The 22,754-nt window shown below is 44.6% G+C and carries 21 protein-coding genes; 5 read left to right on the top strand and 16 right to left on the bottom strand.

Annotated features, from left to right (window positions below; translation table 11 throughout):
* Positions 1-39 precede the first annotated feature (39 nt).
* The 5 genes from nrdG to rssA all read right to left on the bottom strand — a co-directional run bounded on the left by nrdG (position 40) and on the right by rssA (position 5,450).
* Positions 40-513, bottom strand: a complete 474-nt coding sequence (nrdG, locus tag K0625_RS01045) for an anaerobic ribonucleoside-triphosphate reductase-activating protein (RefSeq protein WP_220107964.1) — start codon at positions 511-513, stop codon at positions 40-42.
* A gap of 212 nt (positions 514-725) precedes the next feature.
* A complete protein-coding gene (nrdD, locus tag K0625_RS01050; protein ID WP_220107965.1) occupies positions 726-2,843 on the bottom strand; it encodes an anaerobic ribonucleoside-triphosphate reductase in 2,118 nt (705 codons plus the stop codon).
* 280 nt (positions 2,844-3,123) lie between these two features.
* A complete protein-coding gene (locus K0625_RS01055) occupies positions 3,124-3,837 on the bottom strand; it encodes a hypothetical protein (RefSeq protein ID WP_220107966.1) in 714 nt (237 codons plus the stop codon).
* Between the two features lie 128 nt (positions 3,838-3,965).
* On the bottom strand, positions 3,966-4,334 hold the full coding sequence (locus K0625_RS01060; protein WP_220107967.1) for a response regulator: 369 nt from the start codon (positions 4,332-4,334) through the stop codon (positions 3,966-3,968).
* A 180-nt stretch (positions 4,335-4,514) separates the two neighbouring features.
* Entirely contained in the window at positions 4,515-5,450 is a 936-nt protein-coding gene (rssA, locus tag K0625_RS01065) for a patatin-like phospholipase RssA (RefSeq protein ID WP_065188507.1), read from the bottom strand.
* A 159-nt stretch (positions 5,451-5,609) separates the two neighbouring features.
* Here rssA and K0625_RS01070 point away from each other — a divergent pair, with 159 nt between their 5' ends.
* On the top strand, positions 5,610-6,953 hold the full coding sequence (locus tag K0625_RS01070; protein ID WP_220107968.1) for a DEAD/DEAH box helicase: 1,344 nt from the start codon (positions 5,610-5,612) through the stop codon (positions 6,951-6,953).
* Between the two features lie 69 nt (positions 6,954-7,022).
* Here the strand turns inward: K0625_RS01070 and K0625_RS01075 are convergent, their stop codons facing one another.
* A complete protein-coding gene (locus K0625_RS01075) occupies positions 7,023-7,472 on the bottom strand; it encodes a YHS domain-containing (seleno)protein (RefSeq protein WP_220107969.1) in 450 nt (149 codons plus the stop codon).
* 178 nt (positions 7,473-7,650) lie between these two features.
* Between K0625_RS01075 and K0625_RS01080 the strand changes: the two genes are divergently transcribed.
* Together K0625_RS01080 and K0625_RS01085 are read left to right on the top strand one after the other, a co-directional pair.
* A complete protein-coding gene (locus K0625_RS01080) occupies positions 7,651-8,097 on the top strand; it encodes a DUF3010 family protein (protein ID WP_012325662.1) in 447 nt (148 codons plus the stop codon).
* 83 nt (positions 8,098-8,180) lie between these two features.
* Complete coding sequence (locus K0625_RS01085) at positions 8,181-8,687, top strand: M48 metallopeptidase family protein (protein WP_220107970.1); 507 nt, start codon at positions 8,181-8,183, stop codon at positions 8,685-8,687.
* Between the two features lie 154 nt (positions 8,688-8,841).
* Here the strand turns inward: K0625_RS01085 and K0625_RS01090 are convergent, their stop codons facing one another.
* The 3 genes from K0625_RS01090 to K0625_RS01100 form a co-directional block, all read right to left on the bottom strand.
* Positions 8,842-10,155 (bottom strand): peptidoglycan DD-metalloendopeptidase family protein, encoded by a 1,314-nt coding sequence (locus K0625_RS01090; protein ID WP_232846866.1) that lies wholly within the window; start codon positions 10,153-10,155, stop codon positions 8,842-8,844.
* Positions 10,156-10,425: 270 nt separating this feature from the next.
* A complete protein-coding gene (locus K0625_RS01095; protein ID WP_220107971.1) occupies positions 10,426-13,482 on the bottom strand; it encodes an AAA family ATPase in 3,057 nt (1,018 codons plus the stop codon).
* The gene (locus tag K0625_RS01100; RefSeq protein ID WP_220107972.1) at positions 13,479-14,624 is read right to left on the bottom strand and encodes an exonuclease SbcCD subunit D; all 1,146 of its coding nucleotides are present in this window, start codon (positions 14,622-14,624) and stop codon (positions 13,479-13,481) included. The genes K0625_RS01095 and K0625_RS01100 overlap by 4 nt, the downstream gene beginning before the upstream one ends.
* A gap of 625 nt (positions 14,625-15,249) precedes the next feature.
* Here K0625_RS01100 and K0625_RS01105 point away from each other — a divergent pair.
* Entirely contained in the window at positions 15,250-16,509 is a 1,260-nt protein-coding gene (locus tag K0625_RS01105) for a valine--pyruvate transaminase (RefSeq protein WP_220107973.1), read from the top strand.
* Positions 16,510-16,604: 95 nt separating this feature from the next.
* Here K0625_RS01105 and K0625_RS01110 read toward each other — a convergent pair whose 3' ends face one another.
* A complete protein-coding gene (locus K0625_RS01110; RefSeq protein ID WP_220107974.1) occupies positions 16,605-16,976 on the bottom strand; it encodes a tautomerase family protein in 372 nt (123 codons plus the stop codon).
* 129 nt (positions 16,977-17,105) lie between these two features.
* Entirely contained in the window at positions 17,106-17,885 is a 780-nt protein-coding gene (locus tag K0625_RS01115) for a TSUP family transporter (protein ID WP_220107975.1), read from the bottom strand.
* Between the two features lie 138 nt (positions 17,886-18,023).
* Between K0625_RS01115 and gcvA the strand changes: the two genes are divergently transcribed.
* Complete coding sequence (gcvA, locus tag K0625_RS01120; protein WP_220107976.1) at positions 18,024-18,914, top strand: transcriptional regulator GcvA; 891 nt, start codon at positions 18,024-18,026, stop codon at positions 18,912-18,914.
* 81 nt (positions 18,915-18,995) lie between these two features.
* Here the strand turns inward: gcvA and K0625_RS01125 are convergent, their stop codons facing one another.
* The 5 genes from K0625_RS01125 to K0625_RS01145 form a co-directional block, all read right to left on the bottom strand.
* Positions 18,996-20,966 carry an NERD domain-containing protein kinase family protein gene (locus K0625_RS01125; RefSeq protein WP_220107977.1) on the bottom strand — a complete coding sequence of 657 codons (1,971 nt, stop codon included), beginning with the start codon at positions 20,964-20,966 and terminating at the stop codon, positions 18,996-18,998.
* A 169-nt stretch (positions 20,967-21,135) separates the two neighbouring features.
* Positions 21,136-21,522: a ribonuclease E inhibitor RraB gene (locus K0625_RS01130; RefSeq protein WP_220107978.1), complete on the bottom strand. Its 387-nt coding sequence runs from the start codon at positions 21,520-21,522 to the stop codon at positions 21,136-21,138.
* A gap of 24 nt (positions 21,523-21,546) precedes the next feature.
* Positions 21,547-21,780, bottom strand: a complete 234-nt coding sequence (locus K0625_RS01135; RefSeq protein WP_220107979.1) for an RNA-binding S4 domain-containing protein — start codon at positions 21,778-21,780, stop codon at positions 21,547-21,549.
* A 75-nt stretch (positions 21,781-21,855) separates the two neighbouring features.
* Complete coding sequence (locus tag K0625_RS01140) at positions 21,856-22,392, bottom strand: GNAT family N-acetyltransferase (protein ID WP_220107980.1); 537 nt, start codon at positions 22,390-22,392, stop codon at positions 21,856-21,858.
* 22 nt (positions 22,393-22,414) lie between these two features.
* On the bottom strand, positions 22,415-22,693 hold the full coding sequence (locus tag K0625_RS01145) for a peptidylprolyl isomerase (protein ID WP_012325678.1): 279 nt from the start codon (positions 22,691-22,693) through the stop codon (positions 22,415-22,417).
* Between the last annotated feature and the right edge of the window lie 61 nt (positions 22,694-22,754).

Raw genomic sequence — 22,754 nt, forward strand, 5'->3', positions numbered from 1 at the left:
GAACCCGCTTCTAAGCAGATCTATTCGATATGCCTCCATTTAATACCAATCAGTTAAGTAGTGAATAACTTGATTACTACTTCCCCTAAATTCAAGGCTTGGATCGGCGAGAGCTTGCTCAAACTTACCATCTACCAGCACATCCACATAGGCGATAACTTCTTTTTGTGCTTCGCTCAGCTCATCGAGACGATAACCAGACCAGAGCCAGATATCTTTCTCTGGGCACTGGGTTTTAACTCGCTTCACTAAGGCTAAGATAGCACTAAGATTTCCAGGAAAGAGTGGATCGCCACCAGATAGAGATAAGCCTCTTCGCTTAATGCGTGTATCTTTCAAATCACGTAACACCTGATCCTGCATCTGCTCATCAAAATCATGTCCATGACACGGGTTCCAAGTCGATTGATTATAACAGCCGCGGCATTGATGCTCGCAACCTGAGACAAACAAGGTAGCACGCGTTCCTGGACCGTTAACCACATCGACGGGAAAATATTGATGATAATTCATAGCAAATTCTTCAGTGTTAATGAGTTCATAAAAATATAACCTCCGAGTAAGCTAAGTCGCAAAATGGCGTTTCACTTATCTGGAGGCTATTTTTTCAAGATAGCAGCATGCTAAATATTGGCTCTATACGTGCTTTGGCACAAATATAGTCTGTTATCTTTTATGCTTTGCCACTATAGTGGCCTAAATAGAGATGCGCAGCAGCTCTATTATTAGAGGTGCTTCACTCTGCGCTTAACCTCTTCCTGTTTACCAAAGTTAAACGGACGCGCATCAGGGCTACCCAGATAACCACAAACACGGCGAGTAACAGAGACTCGGCTTGGCTCATGGTTGCCACATTTAGGACAGGTAAAGCCCTTACTGGTACAGGAAAACTCGCCAGTAAAGCCACAATCGTAACACTCATCAATTGGGGTATTAGTACCATAATAGGGAACGCGGCTGTAACTGTAGTCCCACACATCTTCCAAGGCTTCGATATTATGCTGCATATTGGGATACTCCCCGTAACAGATAAAACCGCCACTGGTTAACTCTGGATAAGGCTGTTCAAAATCCAGTTTGTCATAAGGGTTAACCGCTTTTTCAACATCAAGATGGAAGCTGTTAGTGTAGTAGCCCTTCTGGGTCACGCCGTTGACCACACCATAAACTTGCGTGTCTAACTTACAAAAACGACTGCAGAGGTTCTCACTCGGTGTGCTGTATAAGCTAAAGGCGTAACCTGTCTCTTCGGTCCACTTAACGGTTGCAGCCTTCATATACTTGATGATCTCAATCGCTTTCTCACGAAGGGTTTCACAATCATATAGGTGCTTATCAGAACCAAACAAGGCATTGATGGTTTCATGTAAACCGATATACCCTAATGAGATAGAAGCACGACCATTTTTGAAGATAGATGAGATCTCATCATCAGCACGTAAACGCACCCCACACGCCCCTTCCATATAAAGGATAGGTGCGACTCTGGCTTTCACACCTTCTAATCGCTCAATGCGGGTATCCAATGCTTTGCGAGCAATGGCTAAACGCCTATCTAAAATACGGTAAAACTCAGCTTCATCTCCTTGAGATTCCAGCGCCACGCGAGGTAAATTAAGGCTGACAACACCTAAATTATTACGCCCCTCATGAAGCAGCTCACCGTTCTCCTCGTAGGTGCCAAGGAAGCTTCGACAGCCCATAGGAGTTTTGAACGATCCCGTCACCCTCTCAACTTGCTCATAGTTAAGAATGTCTGGATACATGCGCATGGTTGCACATTTTAATGCCAGCTTTTTAATGTCGTAGTTACAATCGCCACTCTTGTGGTTAATGCCATCACGAATAGCAAAAACTAGTTTAGGAAATACAGCTGTTTTACGATTCTTACCTAGGCCGGCAATCCGCACTTTCATCATAGAGGATTGAATAAGTCTTGATTCCCAAGAGGTGCCTAAACCAAAACCGAAGGTGACAAACGGAGTTTGGCCATTCGCGGTATGTAGGGTGTTCACCTCATACTCAAGGGATTGGAATGCATCGTGACACTCCTTTTCTGTTTGTGCAGTAGCAAATGCTTTAGCGTCAGTGATCCCCCAAGTCAGTGCGACTTGGTAATGCTTGTCAAAACTTTTGGCCACAAATGGGGCTAGCACTTCGTCAATACGGTTAATCGTTGTACCGCCGTATATATGGCTGGCAACTTGGGCGATTATCTGCGCCGTTACAGCCGTTGCCGTCGAGATAGATTTTGGTGTTTCAATCTCGGCATTGCCCATCTTAAACCCTTGGGTCAACATGCCTGCAAGGTCTATCAACATACAGTTGAACATAGGGAAGAATGGCGCATAGTCGAGATCGTGATAATGGATCTCACCAGACTCATGAGCAGCCACGACATCTTTTGGCAAGATGTGTCGTGTAGCGTAATGCTTAGCGACAATACCCGCGAGCAGATCCCGTTGAGTCGGGATAACTTTTGCATCTTTATTGGCATTCTCGTTAAGCAGCGCAGCGTTACTCTGCTCGACTAAACCGCGAATTTCACGATTGAGGCGACTGCTGGTTTCACGATGTAGATCTCTATCATGACGATATTCGATATACACACGTGCAAGTGACTTATATGGCCCCTCCATAAGTTGGTTTTCAACGACATCTTGTAGGTCATGAATATCAACTTCTGCCATATCAGCAACAGTATCAGCAACCTTAGTCGCCACTTGAGTTGCGTAACCATTATCATCAATACCTGCCGAGATTGCCGCGGCTGCAACTGCATCTCTAATCCTTGTTTCGTCAAAAGGCGTGCGGTAACCATCCCGCTTAATAACCACTGGCATTGTATATAATCTCCTCAAGTGACGCTGATTTTGACACCACATATAGTGTCATTCTAGATTATCAGCACAATATGTTGCGTATTAAGCTACAAACTATCGTTGAGAACATTGATCCTGATCATATTATTTGGGATGTGAGAAAAGAACGAAAAATAAGTGCCATTGAGGCCTCTTATCTCATATTTCTCTCTTGACCATCGCAGTAAAGCGGGCTAGATGAGGGATAAAAGTGGTAAAAATTGTGGATAAAAATTACATAATGGATGCAGAATCACTAAGCTCAATATTTACCCAAGGCTAAATAGCTACTTAGCTGACCAGAAGCCTGTTGGCTGTCGCCCATAGAGGAGGCCAGCTGCATCACAGAACGAAGTCCCTGCCACTGCTGTCGCTCTTCACCACTCATCTGAACATCACTTTTAAGGTACACATTCAGTTGTGACGACACTCTTGAGGCTTGCTGACTTAACTCTTTACTCTGTATATTGTCCATCTTGTTTAAGACTCCCTCTGCATCATCTAGGAGCTTAATAAGCACATTGGACATGGTATTTTCATCTGAGGCATTTTTTTCAAGCTCGCCTCGCTTTGACTCAATAAACGTTTTCATATCCTCCACACTACCTTGGGGCTTAGGTAACTCTATTCCCCCTTCAGATAAACGATTAAGCTGAGTATCAGACAAGATACCATCTTGATGCAGTCGCTGAACCAGTTTAGGCAGATCCGAAATAGAAAATTGACCGTCGGCAAAAAAATCTTTCGCCATACTCTCAATCTTCTGGGCACGCATGGCTCTGGGGGAGAGTGAAACAGACTCATCTTTAACCTGCTCCTTGCTTGCTGCTTTAGGTGGCTGATTCGACTGGCTTAAAGTGACTTTATCGCTATGTTGACCCGCCTCAGTCTGGTGACTATTAATACCATATTTATCGGCAAGGCTTGTGTTTGTCAGTTGGCCTGCAGTGCTTGGAGCATTAGCGATTGGATTCATTGTCAAATTTTCGGCATATAAGGGAGATATGAACCTCTATATGCATTTATCACGCCGAAATAGATATGTAAAAAGCAAAATAGATAAAAACTTGTATACCCGCTCTATTTTTAATTCAAGATGATCGATTACCTTAAATTAAGCAGCTGCAATACGGTAGGCAGTAGCTCATCTTGCTTTATAGGTTTAGAGAACCAACCAGTAGCACCGGCATCTTTGGCTTCCTCCTTAAACTTGCTGTTTTTAGCGGTAGAGACTATCAAGATTGGGATCCCGATATAGGCTCTTAATGCGCGTAGTTTATCAGTCAATTCAATCCCATTAAGATGTGGCATATAGTAATCAGTTATCACCATGTCATAATCCACTAACTGAGCAGCTCGATAAGCGATAGCTCCATCTTCAGCCAGCTCTATCTGAAACTTATCGCTAGCAAGTATCTTTTTAAACATATTACGCATGGCAAGTTGATCGTCGACCACTAATATTGTTTTCATCTGCCTGTGTGCTCCATAGCCAAATAAGAGAAGCGTTCAAACACCCATAAAGCGTTTATAGAAATATAGACCATAAACAGATAAAAATTTCGTTAAACAATATGTTAATACAAAAACAAAACGCATGAAGAGAGGCTTCATGCGTTCGTAAAAAGAGTACTGGATATTCGAAATTGGAAATTAGTAGCTTTCCAATCTCGCTTCTATCTGATGCCTTGCAAGCTTAACGGCTAACTCTCCCGCCGCGATCGCCTCTTCGGCTCGATGGAACTCCATCGTGCCTATGTCGGCGACATCTGGGATCAGGCAGATATCAGGTGGGTCGCCCATCAACCTTGCTCGCTTATGACGCTGCTCTAGTATGTCCATAGACTGAGACATCACAGCCAACATTCCGGGGTTTGAGCCCTTACCTAAGGTGAATTTATCCGTCAAGTTAGTGACATAATCCCTGCCCCGTGCAAGCAGATCCATAAAACCAGTATCTTGATGCTCCTGCGCTTGTACACTCTCCTCGACCGAAGGTTTACTGCAGGCCATATCCACAGGTAACACCTGCATCCGGCCACGCTTTTGCCCATTCAGATCAACCGCTATCACCACATCGACATCCATAGCACGGCTTACAGATACAGGCACAGGATTGACCACAGCACCGTCAACCAACCAGCGATCGCCTAACTTCACTGGCGGCAGTATGCCAGGCATGGAACAAGAAGCCCGAATAGCATGACGCAGATCTCCCTCTTTAAACCAGATCTCCTGCCCTGAATAGAGATCGGTCGCCACCGCAATAAGGGGGCGATGCAGCTGCTCAATCTGAAGATCACCTATCCGACTCTGAATGACATCAAAGACTTTCTCACCGCCAATCAAGCCACCCTTACGCCAGCTAAGATCCATCAAACCCAACACATCCCAGCTGGAGAAGCTACGAACCCAAGTTTCCAGCTCATCGAGCTGATCGTTCGCATAAGCCGCTCCAACCAAGGCGCCAATCGAGCAACCTGAAACCTTATCAGGTTTAATCCCCATCTCAGCCAAGCCGTTAAGCACACCAATATGTGCCCATCCTTTAGCAGCGCCACTGCCTAATGCAATCCCAATCTTAGCCATAATCGACCCATCACTTTTATTAATGATCCCTTATATCCCGACAAACCAATATTCGCAATAACAAAAATGTGGGATAGCAGATCAATCAACGCTTCTCTATGGCTCAACAAGATAAACTTAGGTTATAATGCTCGGTCGAACTAATCTTGGAGCACACCTTTGCAATTTACCGAATTTTCCCTGGACGCACGCCTGTTACAAAGTCTCAGTCATATGGGTATCACGACACCTACAGAGATCCAGGAGATGGCAATCCCTGTCGGACTGTCAGGAAAAGACCTGATGGCGTCATCAAAAACAGGTTCAGGTAAAACCTTAGCGTTTTTACTGCCGGCAATGCAGAGGATCATTTCAACTAAGGCGCTCAGTAAACGTGACCCAAGAGTCCTCATTTTGCTGCCGACCCGTGAACTTGCCAATCAGGTCTATAGCCAACTTCGTCTGTTAGTGGCTAACACACAATATAAGGCGCTTAAAATTCTCGGTGGTGAGAACTTCAATGACCAAGCCAAGGCGTTAGCCAGAGATCCACACTTTGTGGTTGCAACACCTGGTCGCCTAGCCGATCACTTAGCGCAACATCACTTTCACTTAAACGGCTTAGAACTGCTTATCCTTGATGAAGCAGACCGTATGCTGGACTTAGGTTTTGCCGACCAACTTAAAGCGATCAACGCCGCAGCGGATCATAAACGTCGCCAGACCCTGATGTTCTCAGCGACCCTTAATCACAATGAGATTAATGAGATTGCTTCCGAGTTACTAAAAGATCCAAAGCATGTGGCTGTGGGTGCAAGTAATATTGAAAACCAAGATATTACCCAGAAAATCTACCTGTGCGATCACTTAGATCATAAAGAAGCCCTATTACAAAGTATTCTTAAGGGCGGTGAGCAGAAGCAGGTCATCATCTTTACCGCCACTCGCCAAGATACCGATAGATTAGCGAAGAAGTTGGCCGAAGAGGGCTTTAATACCGCTTCACTCAGTGGCGATTTGAATCAAAGCGCTCGTAATCAGATAATGGATCAATTTAGCCGTGGCATGCAGGATATTCTGGTCACCACAGATGTCGCATCCCGTGGGCTTGATCTGCTTAATGTCTCTTTGGTGATCAACTTCGATATGCCTAAGTTTGCCGAAGAGTACGTACACAGAATTGGCCGTACTGCCCGTGCAGGAGCTAAGGGCGACGCCATCTCATTGGTCGGTCCTAAAGATTGGGTTAACTTTAAACAGGTTCAGAAGTTCTTAAGTAAAACTTTCGAGTTCAGTACGATAGAAGGCCTTAAAGCTAAGTTTACCGGTCTGAAAGACAAACCTAAAGCGGGTAAAAAATCGGCTGTTAAGCCGAAACGAACTAAAGCCTCTACCAAGCAGAAAAATGCCAAACCTAAGGCTAAAGTCGTTAAAGATAAACGCTTTATCACAGGTATCGATATCGGTGATGCGCCTATGCTAAGAAAACCTAAATCTAAGCTTCAGGATACACCGGAAGATTAATGCCACATAAGTGAGCAGTAAAAAGCCCTATCGCAGTAAATTGCGGCAGGGCTTTTTTATTGCGAGCATCTATTTCGCCAGCTTCTTAACCCACTGCCTATCGGCTTCTTCAATGAACCTATCTGTGTCTTCGAGCCAAGTTTCTCTAACACCTAAACTGTAATTCAGGTACAAGTTGCCGTTAATGACGCTGAAGGCTTCGGGTACCGTATCAACCACGAAACCGTGTGACATAGCATAAGCACAATATCCGCCATATTGCGGCAGATATTGCGTTGGTTCATCTTCAAATTTGGCTTGATTATCTGCAGAGCTAAAGCGCCACAACACCTCGCCATACTCACTGGTAAACTGCTCACTCCCCTTTACTGGCGCGTTCTCAACAAAGTAGGCAACAACATCATAGCCATTAATTGCAACTCCATCCTCAACATACACAGGATGCTTAGTTAAACTGGTACAACCCGATAAAAAAAGCAATAAAACAGCTAATAGATAGCCATAAAGGTGATTGTTCATCTATTTCCCTTCCTCGTATTCTCTCTTGAAGAAAAGACCTTTAAACCTATCGCTTAATTTCAGAAGTCGCACTTTTTAATTTTATTTACTGGATTTAGCCTTCAACGAAATCTAAACGCTGACCCTAACAAGATTTCACTGTACAATACGCACAATATTGTTTTTTTTAAGGTGTAACATGAGAGTTTGTGGCGTTGAATTAAAAGGTGGCGAAGCCATTATCTGCTTGTTGAGCTATGAAGGTGAGACTTTTAACGTGCCTGATTGTCGCCAACAATCATTTGTTATTTCACATTCTGAATCAACTGATTCTATTCGTGATTTCCACTTTGCATTCGGTAAGCTAATGCAAGATTACAGCGTTGATAAAGTCGTCGTTATCTCTCGCGAACAGAAAGGTAAGTTGGCAGGCAGTGCCACCAGCTTTAAAGCCGAAGCAGCCATTCAACTACTCGACATTCCAGTGATCTTAATGTCGCCAGTCACTGTCAAAGAGCGCCTAAAACGTAACCCACCTATGGTTGATTTTGACGGTTTAGAGCTTAAGCGCTTTCAAAAGCCTGCATTTGATGTGGCTTATGCCTATCACAACCAACATATCTTCAATGTTTGGGATAATGTTTAAGCCTAGCTAAAACACAATGCGAGCCTTGCTCTATACTAGGCTCGCAATTTTGCTCCTTAAAGCTCTGCCATTCGATTTTCACTATGACTCCACTCAAATACCTCACTGGCTACCAGCAAGAGATACAAGATCAGGTTGCAAGCCTACTCAGCAGCAATAAGCTTAAACAGGTGCTACTCAAACGCTACCCTAAAGCGCACGAGATCCGTACCGATAAGGCGCTGTATGATTACACCATGGCAATTAAGAACCAGTATCTGCGTAAGTCACAGCCCCTGTCGAAGGTACTCTTCGATGATAAGATTAGTTTAAGCCACCACGCACTAGGGCTACACTCCTATATCTCTCGTGTGCAGGGAAGTAAGACAAAAGCCAAAAATGAGATCCGCATATCGTCACGATTAAAGCGGGTACCTGAGCCATTTCTGCGTATGTTGGTGGTCCATGAGTTAGCCCATCTGAAAGAGAAGGAGCATAACAAAGCTTTTTATCAACTTTGCTGCCATATGGAGGGGGACTATCATCAGCTGGAGTTCGATCTGCGCCTACTATTAACTCAAATCGATCACCACGAAAATCCCTATCTTTAGTTCTTTTTCAAGGGGCAATAATTCCAGATATAAAGTCCTTCCATCACTGTCCTTACGATCAAGGACAAGTGCTTCCGTATACAAAAATGCCAGCAACTGCTGGCATTTTTTATGAAATTGATAAGTATGATAATAATACCAATCGGTATAACTGTTAACTCATGCCCATCATCATCTGACGAACCTTGACGAGTTGCTGAAACTCACTCATCTCTTTACTCGACAGCTTACTTGCCATCGGAATATTGGCTTTCATCGGATTAACTGGTCGGCCATTAACGTGGAACTCATAGTGAAGGTGAGGCCCAGTTACTCGGCCAGTGTTGCCCGATAACGCAATCACCTGTCCCCGAGAGACCCTCTGCCCTTTATGCACTAACGCCTTTGACAGATGCAGATAACGGGTACGGTACTTGTTGCCATGCTCTATCACCACATAGGTGCCTGCAAACCTGTGTTTGGTGACTAAAGAGACAATACCATCACCAGGGGCGACAATTTTAGTTCCTATGGGCGTCGCAAAATCGGTGCCATTATGATGGGTAACACGCCCTGTGACAGGGTGGTGACGATTGCGGTTAAAGTTAGAGCTGATACGGTAGTTTTTCTGTAACGGAATTCGCTGAAAAGCACGGGATAGGCTGCGTCCCTGATCATCATAGAAATTACCATCACTGTTTTGGTATGCATTAATATCGCTACGACCACGATGAATGGTGATCCCCAAAATGTCACTGGATCCAGTGGCATTGCCATCGATAAACTGATCGTTCATCAAAACGGAGAATGTATCACCCGCCCTAAGATCTCTGGCGAAGTTTAACTTCTCTTTAAGCAGAGATTCGATACGCTGGATCTCTGCAGCATTCAAACCTGCTCTTTTCGCAGAGAGGTAAAAAGATCCCTGAATATCTCCGGAAACCGTGCGATTTTGCCAGATCCCATCAATATTGATCTCATCAACCTTATAATCACCGTCATCGAAACGACTAAATACCACCTGACGAGCGGCAGAGAAATAGAGCTCTAACTTTTGCAGCTCACCTTTATCATCCAACCAGAAACTGATCTTATTCCCTGGTTTCAATGTATCCAGCGCCAGTACATCCAGATCCGCTTCAAGCACATGGTACATGCTCTGCTGATCCACGCCCGCATCCACAAACAGGCCGCTTAAGGTATCGCCAGAGACAATACTCTTCACATAATCAGCTTGACTGCTCTGCGCCTCGACAGGCGTTGAAGGGGTCAATTGCGCTAAAATAGCATCAATGTCGAGTTCGACAGGAACACGTTGAGGCAATGATTCTTGATGGCTAGGCCAGAGTATGGCTGCGCCAATCAACAAGCCTGCGCCTAACAACAATCTCTTATTAAAATTAGATTTTTGCGAAAACGATGCTGCCAGAAAATTTAACGGTGGCACCTTAAAAAATGACGTTCTACGAGTATGCAACTTTAGCCCCATCTATCTTTATTATGTTTTTAACTTAACTGACATAAAACCGGAGCAATCCTGACATCAAAACATCACCTACGACTGCAAAACTATTTACAATCCCCTTGGTGACTCATGCGGTTTAGTTACAAGTGTAAAAATATGAAGTAATTGCGCTTAAAAAAGCACTTGCAGCCTAATTTATACCAAAAAAAAGCCAAGATACAAACTGTTTAACTGCACAAATGCCAATAAGCTCAGATTGCATAGACACTAATCTGAGCCTAACAGGAGTGACAATTAAGGCAGTACTATCGACGTCTTACTACCAAGCGCAGTTTTAAGGATATCGATACGAGTGCCTATCTGCTCTTTCATCTCAGAAACATGGGAGATAACACCAATCATACGCCCGGCGGATTGCAGGTCCATCAAGGTGCGAATAGCAAGATCCAATGAGTCTTGATCTAAACTGCCAAACCCTTCATCAATAAATAGCGTATCTAGCTTAATCCCACCAGCGTAAGCCTGCACAACATCAGAGAGCCCTAATGCCATGGACAATGCAGCCATAAAGCTCTCACCGCCACTTAAGGTCGCCACAGGTCGCACCTTAGAGGTGTAAGCATCCTCCACTTCCAGCTCTAAACCAGAAGCTTTATTTCCCTTCGCCCTATCCTCCTTACGTATTAAGCGGTAGCGCCCTTTACTCATCAGCTGCAGACGTTGACTCGCCTCAAGCAGAACATCATCAAGCAGCACACTTAACACGAAACGTTGTAGGCTTATCTTATTGCCCGTCTGTCCATTGGCCACATCCGATAGTGTGCCGATAATGGCGTACTCATCTTCAAGCTTCTTCGCCTGAGCATCTGCCTCTTTTAACTGCTTCTGGGTTTGTGTTAGTTGCGTCACGCGGCTCTGCAGAGTTTGCCAGCTGTTTTCTGCTTCTCCCTGCTTCGTCTGAGCTACCGTTAAGCCAGCTTCAAGCACTGTCAGTTCAGGTCTGACTTGCCCGGCCAGCTTCTCATCAAGTTGATTTAAGGAGATTTGATTAGCAATGCAACTCTGCTGATATTGCGCTATCTCATCGCTAATCAGCTTCAACTCTTCATTCGATAATAGAGCATGAGTTAATGCCTCTTTATCCTTAAAACCTGACGCTGATAAGTGATCGCTTAGCTCTGCCAGTGATTTGTCACTTTGAATTTTTGCCTGTTCAAAGCTTGAATGAGCCGACGCCAACGCGGCTTTCTGCGCCGCATCTTGCTCAAGGGCTTGGGTGTGGGCTCGTCGAATGGTATCAATTATCTGCTGCTGTGCTAAAAGAGTCTGCTTCACTTGAGCTATAGCACTCTCGAGCTGCTCTAAACTGCGGTATTGCTCTGGGATCCCCCTTAACACCTGCTCCAGTTTACCCTGAAGCTCAGAGGCACTGTTTTGTAGCCCATGATAATGCTCTCGCTCGGCTTCAAGCTCACTGTGTAGCGCCCGTTCCCGCGACTGAGAGTCTTGTAGTTGTAACCTAAGCCTGGTGAGTGTTTGGGTCGCTTCATTAGCTTGATTGACCTGAAGCTGCAACTGTTGCTGATGAGCCTGTAATGAATCAGCCGAGTGAGACGACCACTCTCCTAGCCTAGATTGATATTCATCCCTTAACTTCACCTGCTCCTGCAGCTGTGCTTTTAACCCTTTGTAGTCGGAGATAACTTGATTTAACGCTTGATTTGCCGCTTCACACGCCTGTTTGCTTAGCTCCAGCTGCTCCTCTGTGGGCAATGACTGCTCACTAAAGGCGGGACTGGGGTGTTCTGCACTGCCGCATACAGGACAGGGCTCACCTGGATTGAGTTTTTGTGCCAATACACTGACTTGGCCACGATGCCAGATAAGTTGCAGCTGATCAAAATCATGCTCTTTTGCTTTAGCGTCGAGACGAAGTTGTTTGCCTTTCTCTTCAGCCAACAACAGCGCTTGCTGAGTTTTATCGGCATTAATGGCAACAAGTTGCCACTGCTGATAACGCTCAAGTGTGTCCTGATGGGCTGTTAACGCTTGCTGCGCATTCAGCTGCTCTGCAGCTTGCAGCTCAAGTTGAGGAACCTGCTGCTCAGCCGTTGCTCTCTCAAGTTGCAGCGCACTTAACGCCTCTTTACCTTTTATCCCTTTCGCTTTTGCCTGCTCAAGGTTAATACAAGCTTGATTTAACTCTCTTTGCAGATTGTCTAGGCCTTGAAGTTGAGGACGTAACTGGGTCAAGCCCATCTCTTCACTCTGGGCTTTTTGTAGCTTACTCTCCTCACTTTCCAAAGTATTAAACTTAGTTTGGGCAAGTGTAAGAGCTTGCTCACTTTGTAACTTGGCAGATTGAGCTTGTGTCACAAGACTCAATGCTTGAAGCATCTCCGACTCTCGAGATTGTGACATCTCTAACACAGGTTTTATCTGCTGCGCCTTTTGGCCATTTTCAATCCGGGATTGACGCAGCCCGATATCGACTTTCTGCTCGGCGAGTAATGCTGCAGTCTGCTGTAATTTGGCTTGGTGATCAAAATCACTGATAAGCAACTTAGCCGACTCAAACTGCTTATTAGCCTCTATCAATGCTGTTTTAGCCTGCTCTTTACTCGCTAAAGCTTGCTCAAGCTGTGGCGTTAGCTGTGATAACTCATTATTTAACGCCTCATCAGACTCAAGCTCGACATTTTGCATAATGCCGTCTCGTCTTGCCCGCTGCTCTTTGACATCATTTCTAATCGTCGATGCTTGCTGCTTTAATTTGTCTTCAATTTTGCGATAAATTTGCGTCTGAAACAGCTGACTAAATATCTTTTCCCTCTCTTTCGAGTCCGCCATTAACAGCTCGCGAAATTTCCCCTGAGGAAGAACCATCACCTGACGGAATTGATCAGCATCCAAGCCCGTCAGTTGCTCAATCTCAGCGGTTGCCTCAGAGACTTTACTTGCCACCAGCAGATGTTCAGTGCCATCTTGCTCTATGCGATAAAGTTGTGCCTCCGGCTTTTGCACCGTAAATCCTTCACCACTTTTTTTAGCCCTATCCTGCTCGGGCACTCGACGAATACGATATTGCGCCTCACCTAAGTAAAAGCTAAAGGTCACCTCCGTCAGTAAATTATCATCGGCAACATCGCAGCGCATCTGACTACCTTCGCGCTCATCACCAGTAGTTTTACCATAAAGAGCGAAACAGATAGCATCTAAAATGGTCGTCTTACCTGCACCAGTAGGTCCATTGATTAAAAAGAGTGGGTTACTCCCCAATGCTGAAAAATCGACCTCTTGAATCGAGGCAAAGGGACCAAATGCTGACATCACTAGCGTAAGGGGTCTCATGATGTGCGCTCCTGCTTATGTAGCTCATCGATGGCATCAACCATCACAGCTTGTTGCGCTTCACTCATAGGCTCACCAGATACTTGGGAGAAGAAGTCAGTAAACATGTCAAGCTCTCCCTTTTTAATCTGATCCCGTCCAATAGCAAGTTGGCTGTTATTGGCCATTAAGCCGGTTCGCTCCAGATGCAACACATTAGGGTATACCTCTCTGAGTTTACCCATGGGATCTAAAATCGCCCGCTTATCGAGTAATCTAACCATCAGGTAATCATCGCGGTTTAGATCCGCTTTCCCCTCCTCTAATAAGGTATCGAGTTCACCTTCAATAATGCGCACATCGCGCATCGCCGTTAACGGTAACAGTTCGATGCTCGCCTCCCCTTCAGCTGTCAGCTCAACTAAGGTCACCGACTTCTTCTGGTGTTGCTCACTGAAGGAGTATTTTAAAATAGAGCCCGAGTAACGAACCTGCGGCTCCCCTTTAAACTGAGGGCCATGAAGATGACCCAGCGCCGTGTAGCTAAATGGTGTAAACAGCGAAGGTGATATTTTATCCGCGCCGCCAATACTCAAGGGACGCTCAGATTCAGACTCACTGCCACCATCAAGGAAACAGTGGCTGATCACCACTTTAGGTAGCCCTTGACTATCATGCTTATGGACCTGTTGAAGCAGCTCTACCATCGCCTGCTCATGGGTGCTCACATCAGACTCAAACAGGTGACGTACCGTCGCAGGATCGGCATAGGGCAGACCATAAAACACCGCATCACCGCTTTTTCCTTTCAGCACTATCGGAGTCAGTGTGGGTTTAAGCGGCCCGATAATATGCAAGCCGCTCTCTCTCATCTGCCTAGAAGCAAAACCTAAACGCTCATGACCATCATGGTTGCCCGCTATCATGATCACAGGGATCTTCAACTCATTGACTAAACGGTTCACCACCTCATCGAGCAAAGCAACCGCATTGGCAGGAGGAATTGAGCGGTCATAGATATCACCGGCGATGATCACCCCATCGACCTCATGTGTCACTGCCAATTCGACAATTTGCGCCAGTACATGACGCTGATCTTCAAGCAAACTTTGGTTGTGAAGTTGACGGCCAATATGCCAATCGGATGTATGGATAAATTTCATGCTTTCTCGTTTAACAATGAGGGGGAATACGCGAGAGTGTCAAAATAGACTTCCGTTTCGATTATACCCAAGCTACCTCAAGGTGCTCGTTTCAGAGCTCCCGTAGGATAGCTGAACAAGGCAGTGATTGAGGAGAATGGTTATTCCCTTGTTGATATCACTAACGCAATGCAGCGATTCTACGGGAACTCCCGAAGGGCATAGCGAGAAGCAACATTTTTCTGTGTTATGAAATATTGAATTAGAATAACTAGTCCTACTATTTCATGCCTTGAACTCTGTCACTTCTCGACATGCTGAATTCTGCACCCTGAAGTTGTTTGGGTATAGTAAGAAAACTCACCCTTTTTAACAAGAACAAAGAACTGCGGAGATAACAAGTTTAAAGCCTCTTGGTGAATTCATTGACCCAAATTTCAATCATAAAGTGTTATAAGCTTTCATTCTAAACTCATGCTTGTCTAAATAATGATTACACATATGTTCATTAATCCTGCTATTTGTTGACAAAACCTTGATGAGATCGAAATTAGTCACTAAAAAGTAAGAAAATGGGTGCGTTTATCACTGAGAATTGATACTACAGGCATTCACAAGTCATTATGGTTTTCAGGTATTTGGTGTTATGCAGTTTTCTAAGTTTGGTGAAAAGTTTAATCGTTACTCAGGTATTACCCGTTTAATGGATGATCTCAATAAGGGGCTGCGAACTCCGGGTGCCATTATGCTAGGTGGCGGTAACCCAGGTGCGATCCCTGAAATGCTGGATTACTTTCATCAAGCAACTGCCGATATGTTAGAAAATGGCGAGCTGGTATCAGCCTTAGGCAACTACGATGGCCCCCAAGGAAAGAATACATTTCTTACCGCACTCGCAGCACTTCTAAAAGAGCAATATGGTTGGGATATTAGCGAGAAAAATATTAGCCTGACTAACGGCAGCCAAAGCGCTTTTTTCTACCTGTTTAATCTATTGGCGGGAAAACAGATCGATGGCAGCCATAAAAAGATCCTTCTGCCACTCGCCCCCGAATATATTGGCTACAGTGATGCCGGACTCGATGAAGATATTTTTATCTCCTACCGACCTGAAATCGAACACTTAGATAACCGTATGTTCAAATACCACGTGGATTTTGAGCACCTTGAAGTTGATGATTCAGTGGCCGCTATCTGCGTCTCGAGACCAACAAACCCGACTGGCAACGTGCTGACCGACACAGAGATATTTAAACTCGATAAACTTGCTCAGGACAATGGCATCCCCCTAATCATCGATAACGCTTACGGTACTCCCTTCCCTAATATTATATTTGAGGAGGTGACGCCATTTTGGAATAAGAACACCATACTTTGCATGAGCCTGTCTAAACTTGGGTTACCTGGCGTTCGCTGCGGGATCGTGATTGCCAATGAAGAGATCACTCAAGCACTGACCAATTTAAATGGAATTATTAGCCTCGCACCCGGTGGCTTTGGCCCCGCTATCGCCAAACATATGATTGACTCTGGGGACCTGTTGCGACTAAGCGAGTCTGTCATTAAGCCTTTTTACCAAGACAGAGCCAAGTTTGCCGTCTCTTTACTGCAAGAATCTATCACAGATAACCGTTTTAAAATCCACAAGCCAGAAGGCGCTATCTTCCTCTGGTTATGGTTTGATGAGCTGCCAATCTCAACCATGGAGCTCTATGAGCGATTAAAAGCGAGAGGTGTGTTGATAGTTCCCGGTGATTATTTCTTCTTTGGTCAGAAAGAGCAATCAGAGGAGAAGTGGGATCACAGTCATCAATGCCTGCGCATGAACTATGTTCAAGATGAAGCCAAGATGCGAGATGGGATTGCGATTATCGCAGAAGAGGTAATAAAGGCTTACTCTGCATAATCCCTCTTTACTGGAGTAAACTTGGCTAAGCTCCTATGAGAAAGCCAAGTTTACCTTATAATTTTTCCCCGTATAAATTCAATTAATAGAGGAGCCTATTGACTAATAAGATTATCTTCCATGCCTTGTAATTTATCCCCCTCGACAAGATGAATATCTGTCATATAGTTCGCTGAGTTATATTCAATACTCAGTGAAAAATACAGACTTTGTTTAAACAGTTTCTTTATTCCTTCTGATATCTTTTCACTTAATATATGAGTGAACGCTTGGTTGCGATGAGGCTTAGTTAACAAGGATATAACGATAAGTATATGAGGGTATTTATATTGACTACATGGATAAGCTCTTGATTTGCATTCTCCTGCACTCGTATCCATATCATTAATAATTTTTTCTACAACATCAAAAATATGGCTAGTTTCTATATCCACATTATCAGAGTACTTTATTTCAACATGAGGCATATATTTTCCTTTTTGCATAAGAGTTTATATTCAAAAATACTTTGTCACTTAATTAATCTGCATACGAGTAATTCAAAAAACGACGAATCAAGTCCTCCTCTAAAAGTCACCAATATTGATACTATTTATCTAAATCCAAGCAAACAAATCATACTGATTTGAAAGTAACTTAACACTCATGGCTACTGACATAGTAACCACTAGAGGTTTGATGATTTTTGTGCCTTTAGTCAGTACCATTTTAGAGCCTAGTGTCGCACCAATAGCTTGGCCCACAAGCATGATCCCACCTAAGAGCCAGAATACTTTGCCGCCTAGGGCAAAGAAGATAAGAGATGCAATATTGGTAGAGAAGTTGAGCACCTTAGCATGAGCAGTCGCCTTCGCCAGTCCATAGCCAGCTAAAGAGACAAACGCGAGAGCAAAGAAACTGCCAGTTCCTGGTCCAAAAAAACCATCATAGAGACCAACTCCAAGTGCGGCTGTTAAGGCAAATAGACCAGGACCGAACACTTGGTGCTTGTCATCTTCACTGATTTTTTTTGAAAACAGAAAGTAACCACCTATTGCCAACATAAGAAATGGCAGTAGCACCTCTAAAAATGCAGTATCTATCTGCTGCACAGCGATAGTGCCGATGGCTGAGCCGATAAAGGCACACAGTATCGCTAACTTCATGTCGCTGAGTTTCACCATACCTTTGCGGATGAAATAGAGGCTGGCAAAAAAACTACCACCACAGGCCTGTAGTTTGTTGGTGGCCAAAGCCGCCGTAGGAGGCAGGCCCGCCCACATCAATGCTGGAATGGTTAACAGACCACCGCCACCGGCAATGGAGTCGATAAAACCTGCCAATACGGCAACAGCAAACAAGATTGCAACCAGCTCATAGGAGAGTTCAAAGCCCATAAAAAATGCATCTCTAATAGAGTAATAAAAGTGAGCTCATTAGACTTGGTTTGCGCTGAGATCGCAAAGGAGTTATTCTCATTTTAAAGTGAGATTTTCTCACATATAGCGTATAAATAATCGGATTGGACACAGCAGATGCACACAGAGTTTCCGCCACTGAATGCACTTCTTGCCTTTGAGTCAGCGTCAAGGCATTTGAGTTTTTCGCACGCTGCCGATGAGCTCTTTGTCACCCATGGTGCCATAAGTAAACAGATTAAGGCGCTGGAGAGTTATCTCGGTACTCCGCTTTTTCTTCGCCAACATAGAAAGTTAGCACTCACTGATGATGCCAAACGATACTTGCCACAAATTCAGGCTGCTTTGCAGACCATTAAAACAGCAACAGATGAGATAAAATCACATCAGATGCAATCACAGACCTTATCAATTAATGTACTACCTAGCCTTACCATCAACTGGTTGATCCCACGTATGGAGGAGTTTAAAAAGCGCTATCCTCATCTTTATGTTGATCTCTCTATCGGTGATTTTACGGTTAATTTTGAGCAGAGCCGCTGCGATATCGCCATCAGAAGTGCAACCCAAGCTCCAAAAGAGGTTAACTACCTCAAATTAATGGATGAAGATCTCTGTTTGGTTTGCGCACCCTTGCTGATGAAAGAGCTTCACAGCTTAGATGACATTAACAAGATGACACTACTGAAGCACACAACGCGCCCTGAACTTTGGCCCTACTGGGCAGACAAAGTCGGTTTAACCTTAACCACTGAAAAGAAGTTTGGTATGGAGCACTTCTACATGCTGAGCCAAGCAGCAGTAAGCGGAATGGGACTTGCGCTCATTCCACGTTTTTTTATTGAAAAAGAGCTAGCCGATGGTAGCCTAGTGATCCCCTTTGACGAAGGCTTTACGAGTCCATATACCTATTATGTGATCACGCCGAAGTCACAGAATTTGCCTCTTAAAGCACAGGCTTTTATCGATTGGTTGTTGGAGATATTCGCCCCTTATCGCAGTGTCTAAAACCAATCAGTATAAGTTTGTCACCATAAAAAAAGGAGACTCAAATGGCCTCCTTTTCAATATCTTTTGCAATCAAGCCTCTTAAACTAAGCTGTCGACCACATCGAAATCTTCAAGGTAATTAGCCCCAGGGACAGCATCAAACTCAAAGTTTAAGACCTTCATGCAAGTATCGAAGGTTTTTTCACCAAACCACTCTTTATCGAAAGAGTTCAATGCGTGGATAATGCCAGCTTGTCCTCCATCTCCTTGCAAGTTTAGCGGCGTTAAGGTGGCGATAAAGCTCGCGACTAGCCCATAGAGATCTTTCTCCGCATCCCCCTCTGCCGCCCACAGTAGAGGGTCGGCATACTGACTTGCGTAATGGCTTGTGGCAATATCCAGCCCAATCCCAAAGTTAACCAATATCGCTTTTTCTTGATTACATATGATGTTCTTCGGACAGATGGCACCATGATAGATATCCATCTGATGCATATACTGCAAGGCCGACAGTAGTTGAGTAAACCACATCACAGGTTGACCTAACTCAATATTGGTTAGCTCATCAAGTGACACCCCATACTCCCATGCTCTGGCAATAAACAGCTCCTCACTTTGAGGAAGTTGCCCAAACGCCAGCACCTTTTCAACATGAGGATGGTGCAGTTTAGAGAGGCTCCGATATAAGCTACTTAAGGTTGGCCATTTGGCCTCCACTTTACTGTAAACCGAAACACCACAATTAAATTGACCTTGAATGTGGGTCGCTCGCCAAAACTGGCTCGTTTGAGTAGCCGCAATAAACTGCTCGAGTCGATAATGATGATCTATAATGGCGCCCACTGTGATATCTAGTTTTTCAGGCAAGGTATCACATACACCGTTATCAATTAGAGCTGAAAGGTCACACCTTAAACCATCAACATCTAAGGTTTCCCCTTTTGCTGCTTGCTGATACCACTGGTAGATACGTGGCTGATTAGTTTGCAAAGCTAGGTGTAGGAACCCTTCTGCATAGGCTTTTATATCTTCATTATCGGTAAGGTTGTCCTTAATATCGATAAATTCAACGTCACCGAGATCTGAGACGAATAAACAGTTACTTGTCCAACCGCCTACCGTATAACCACGTCGATGGATCTGCTGTAATCCTGAAACTGAACGTCTTAAGATCTCAAGCAGTTGATAGGTTGTTAGGCTGTCAATTTCAAGCACGTTTAGCGGCACACCACGGGGCATGCGGATAGGAAGCACTAACTGCTCACCGTCTTGAATTAATGGCGCACAATAGGGTACACCGCTGCAGCCAGTTAATGCTTGAAGTCGCTTAAACTCATCTCTTAACTGCTGCTCGTGTGTTAATGATTGCTCTTGATCGGCAAACTGAGTCGGGATCAGTATTTTTAGCAGCCAAGGTGCGGTCCAATCACCTGGGTTGTACTCCGCTTGCCACACCTCTAAGCCACTTTGAATAAACAAACATTTGAGCTTAGTGAAGTCTTGTATCTTGTTATTGCGCTGCTCAACCAGTGCCACCTGTCCTATGGTTTGTAGCACGAGCTCTTTCTGCTCATCTGTCACTTGGTGACTTCGGGGCGCGGTAAGTCCCCACTCTTTAGTTAGTGCAGCAACTATCTGTTTAGGCGTGTAGATACTTAATGAACCCTGCTGCTTCTCAAGTTCAATCTCTTCACCTTTTCGGCCTGTTACAAACACCATACCTTGACACCAAGGGGCATAAACACCAATTGGAATGGTATGCTTGACGTTTCCAGCAAGGACACGGGCGACATAGTTCGCTTTGGCTAAGCTATTATCGACTTCACGTCCATCGAGCGACCAGGCGTGTAACCCCGCATCTAAACGGCCAATATAGCCCTTAACATCGACAACATAGACACCCCACTCACCTATTACCAGCGCATCGACCTCCATGGCTTGACCAGACTTTGTCGGGATCTCCACATTGGTCAGCAAGATGTAATTTTCCGGAAGCTCATCAGCCAGAAGCGAAAACGCCCATCGCTCAGCATCATTAACAGGTGTACCAAAACTTATCTGCTTTGCCATTCTCTTCTCCATCTGTGGCAATTAATTTTTGTGTCTAATAATGAATTACAGGCATAAAAAAAGCCACTAAAATAGCGGCTTAATACAAATATCAGTCATTTATTGCTTAGCTTGAAAGTCCAATCATACACCACACAGTGGCTAACAATTGAAATGCTCAACAGAGTGATTAATGCTTACAGCTGTCGCTGCACTCATGTTCATCATCGGCAAACTCATCGTCGCCCTCTTGATGCTGCATCACCCCCCAGCCATCGGTTGCACCACCAAACTCTTCGGCAAAGCCATTTAGCTGTAGCTCTTGATCGACAATGGCTTGGTACTCAGGAACCATCTTGATGCAAACTATCAGCTCCCACTTACCTAGCTCATCATTTAAATGAAGCTCCATCTCACCTTCAAGATCTGAACCTGCCAACTCCTCAGTGGCCGACTCCGCATCCCTTTGGTCTTCAAAGACAAGAAAGAAATCGACATCAAGCTGCTTAGACAGATCGATACCAGCTTCGCTCATTGCGGCAAGCATTTTGCCGTTATCATCATCTGGAAATTGCATTATTTACTCCATCTAAAATCAAAACTAAGGGGCTACTACGATTTGAACTGACTCACCATTAAAGGCTACCACTTCACCCGCTCTGACCTTCTTACGCTTACGGGTCTCAACCACACCGTCAACCGTCACCATGCCTTCACCGATAACGAACTTAGCTTCTCCGCCACCACCAATCATAGATTGGACTTTTAATACCTTATAGAGTTCGATGTACTCTTCACCTGGCAATAGTGCCAAGGTTTCAATTTGTGCTGTCACACGTATTACCTTTAATCAAATTTCTGGGGGGAGTATAGCACTAGAGAGGAGGTTTATAGCACTACAGACAGTTTTTTAAAGCGATCTTTCTTCGCTTAGCAAGCCATAGACCTTATCATCAATCCACTGCTCCTTAATTTTAAAGTTATGCCTGAGCACACCTTCTAATTTGAAGCCAGCTTTCTCAAGCACTCGCCCCGAAGCAAGGTTATCCGCAGCACAAGTACCAATAAACTTATGCACACCAAAACGTAAACACGCCCAGTCGATGACAGCTTGCAGGCTTTCGCTGGCATAACCTCTACCTTGGCCCTGCGTTGCCAACATGTAACCCACTTCGGCATGCCCTAATGTTAAGTTTGAGCAGTACAGGCCAGTAAAGCCGATAAAGCGATCGGTGCCTAACTCCTCGATGGTAAGTGTTAACCACTCACCTGAGTCATAATGCCAAGGCGCTAACTTATGCTCGAACTTTTCAAGCAGCACAGATTCAGACTCAGGTACTGCGATGTATTGATTTATCACTGGATCTTGATGAACTTGTAAAAAATCTTGCATATCATCACGTTTGAGCGTTCTTAACCTCAACCTGTCTGTATAGAGTTCGAGCATAATAGGAAACCTTAAAGTTTAATTAACCGCGACTTGTCACTTCAAGTAGGTGGTAACCAAACTGAGTTTTTACAGGTCCTTGAACTTCGTTCAATGGCGCACTGAATACAACTTCATCAAACTCTTTAACCATCATTCCAGGGCCGAAAGAGCCAAGATCGCCACCTTGGGCACCTGATGGGCATGATGAGTTTGCTTTAGCTACATCAGCAAAATCTGCACCGCCCATGATCTCTTGCTTAAGTGCTTCACATTTCTCTTCGCTGCTCACTAGCAGATGTCTTGCTGTAGCTTGTACCATATTAAACTCCTAACGTTAATTTTGTCCCGTATCGGTGACAATCGGGATTGATATCTAAAAA

This window comes from Shewanella nanhaiensis (assembly GCF_019457885.1).
GTDB lineage: Bacteria > Pseudomonadota > Gammaproteobacteria > Enterobacterales > Shewanellaceae > Shewanella > Shewanella nanhaiensis.